Source organism: Streptomyces sp. NRRL F-6492 (assembly GCF_001280125.1).
Taxonomy (GTDB): Bacteria; Actinomycetota; Actinomycetes; order Streptomycetales; family Streptomycetaceae; genus Streptomyces.
The window spans coordinates 1-2,751 of record NZ_LGEG01000081.1 but is presented as its reverse complement, the minus strand read 5'-3'; the positions used below and the strand labels follow the sequence as shown (position 1 = coordinate 2,751).

The window sequence follows — 2,751 nt, the reverse complement described above, 5'->3', positions numbered from 1 at the left end:
CCCCCACACCACCCCCCTCCCCACCTACCCCTTCCAGCGCGAGCGCTACTGGCTGATGCCGGCGGCCGACGATTCGGCAGGCCTTGCCGTCGCCGGTGCCGACGCTCTGTTCGCCGTGGAGTGGCAGGAGGTCTCGGCACGGGTGGACGAGGCCCGTCCTCGACGGTGGGGGGTGCTGGGGGCCGGAGGCGAAGCCGGCCTGGACGGCGGCACCGCCGAGGTGTTCGACGACCTCGGCGCCGTCGCCGAGGCCGCCGAGCGGGTCGACGCGGTGCTGCTGCCGTGGTTGCGGGAGGCGCCTTCGCAGCCTCCCGTCTCCGTGCACGAGGCGACGGCGCGGGTCCTCGACCTCCTCCAGCGGTGGCTGGCCGACGAACGGCTGCAGGGGCTCCCGCTCGTCGTGCTGACGCGCGGCGCGGTGCAGGCGGTGCCGGAGGACGTGCCGGACCCGGTGGCCGCGGCGGTGTGGGGACTGCTGCGTTCCGTCCAGACCGAGCATCCCGGCCGGGTCGTACTCGTCGATGCCGACGACACGGTCCCCGCTTCGGTGCTGTCCTCGCTCCTGGCCGGTTCGGCTCCCGAAAGCGTCCTGCGGCACGGCACCGTGATGTCGCCTCGTCTACGGGCCCTGCCGGCGGTCGGCAGTCCGGAGGCTCCGCGGTGGTCCTCCTCGGGAACCGTTCTCGTCACCGGCGGTACGGGGTTGCTGGGTGCGGCCGTCTCGCGCCACCTGGTCACGGAGCACGGGGTCACGAACCTGCTGCTCCTCAGCCTCCACGGCGAACAGTCCTACGGAGCGAGCGAGTTGGCGGCGGAGCTCAAGGAGCTGGGCGCCGAAGTGACCATCGCCGCTTGCGATGTTGCCGACCGTGACGCCCTCCGCGACCTGCTGTCCGGGCTCCCTGACGAGCGTCGGCTCACCGGAGTCGTCCATGCCGCCGGGGTCCTCGACAACGGTCTGTTCGAGGCCCTGGAGCCGGGGCGGCTGCACACGGTGCTCCGTCCGAAGGCCGACGGCGCCCGGAACCTGCACGAACTGACGCGGGACCTGGATCTCACGGCGTTCGTGATGTTCTCCTCCACCGTGGGCGTGTTCGGCGCTCCCGGGCAGTCCAACTACGCGGCTGCCAACGCCTTCCTGGACGGTCTCGCGCACCACCGCCGGACGCAGGGGCTGCCGGCCACGTCCATCGCCTGGGGCCTGTGGGAGGAAGGCGGAATCAACGGGCGCCTGGAGGACAAGGACCGGGAACGGTTCTCCCGGAGCGGCTTCGGCGTCACGCCCCGCTCGCGGGGGATCGCGCTGTTCGACCAGGCGGTCGGGTCGGGCGCGGCGGCCGTCGTCGCCACTCCGCTGGACCGTACGGGGATACGTTCCGGGGCCCAGGTCCCGCACCTGCTGCGCACGCTGGTGCCGGGCGGGCCGGAAGGGTCCGCCGCGGAGTCTCCGGCCGGTGCCGGTACGACGCGGTCCCCGGCGGACCGGCTGGCCTCGCTGTCCCCCCGGGAACGGGAGGAGTGGGCGCTGTCCCTGGTACGGACCGAAGCGGCGTCGGTACTCGGGCACGCGTCGTCCCGGGCCGTCACGCAGGAGAGTTCGTTCCAGGAGCTCGGGCTCGATTCGATGACCGGCGTCGAGTTGCGCAACCGGCTCAACGCGGCGACGGGCATCCGGCTCGCGGCGACCGTGGTGTTCGACCATCCGACGCCCGAGGCCCTCGCCGGGCACCTGCTGGAAAGGCTCGGCCCGGCCGTGGGCGGCACGATGCGCGCGGTCCTGGCCGACCTCGACAAGGTCGACGCGCTCCTGGCGGCGGCTCCGCCCCAGGAGACGGAGCGCGAAGAGCTGGCCGCGCGGCTCCAGGCCCTCGTGGGGAGGCTGAAGAAGCCTGAGCCCGTCCCGCCGGCGCAGGAGGAGGACGACGCACTGGCCTCGGCCTCGGCGGAGGAGCTCTTCAGCTTCATCGACTCCCGGCTCAGCTGATCCGCAGCCCGTACGGCTCGCTCGCACCGATCCGCAACCCCTACGGCTCGCTCGCCAACCCCGTGGTTCCGAGGAGAGATTGATCCGCCATGTCGAACGAAGAGAAACTCGTCGCGTACCTCAGGCGGGTGACCGCCGATCTCCACAAGGCTCAGCAGCGGCTCGCCGAGCTGGAAAGCGGCGCGGGTGAACCGATCGCGATCGTGTCGATGGGCTGCCGTTTCCCCGGTGGTGCGGTGTCGCCCGAGGACCTGTGGCGGCTGGCGGCGGACGGCGTCGACGCCATCACTCCCTTCCCCACGGACCGGGGCTGGGACCTGGAGGGGCTCTACGACCCCGACCCGAAGACACCGGGCACCGCGTACACCCGGGAGGCCGGGTTCCTCCATGACGCCGCCCTGTTCGACGCGGAGTTCTTCGGCATCGCACCCCGTGAGGCCCGTGCCATGGATCCCCAGCAGCGGCTGCTGTTGGAGACGGCGTGGGAGACCTTCGAGCGGGCCGGCATCGACCCCGACACGCTGAAGGGCAGCCGGACCGGCGTGTTCGCCGGGGTGATCGAGCAGAGCTACCTGGGCCTCGAAGGACCCGAGGAGTCCGAGGGCTATCTGCTCACCGGCAAGCTCAGCAGCGTGGCTTCGGGACGCATCGCCTACACGTTCGGCCTTGAGGGTCCGGCGATCTCCGTCGACACCGCGTGCTCGTCCTCGCTCGTGGCACTGCACCTCGCGGCCAACGCCCTGCGCCGCGGCGAATGCGACCTGGCC

2 protein-coding genes are annotated in these 2,751 nt (G+C 72.2%); both read left to right on the top strand.

All coding sequences use genetic code 11. The annotated features are described in order from the left end of the window. Positions 1–1,984 (top strand): type I polyketide synthase (locus ADL08_RS09365; RefSeq protein ID WP_159043014.1); only part of this gene is annotated, 1,984 nt, incomplete at its 5' end. Positions 1,985–2,073: 89 nt separating this feature from the next. Continuing rightward, the coding region (locus tag ADL08_RS09360; RefSeq protein ID WP_199836977.1) for a beta-ketoacyl synthase N-terminal-like domain-containing protein at positions 2,074–2,751 on the top strand (678 nt) is incomplete at its 3' end.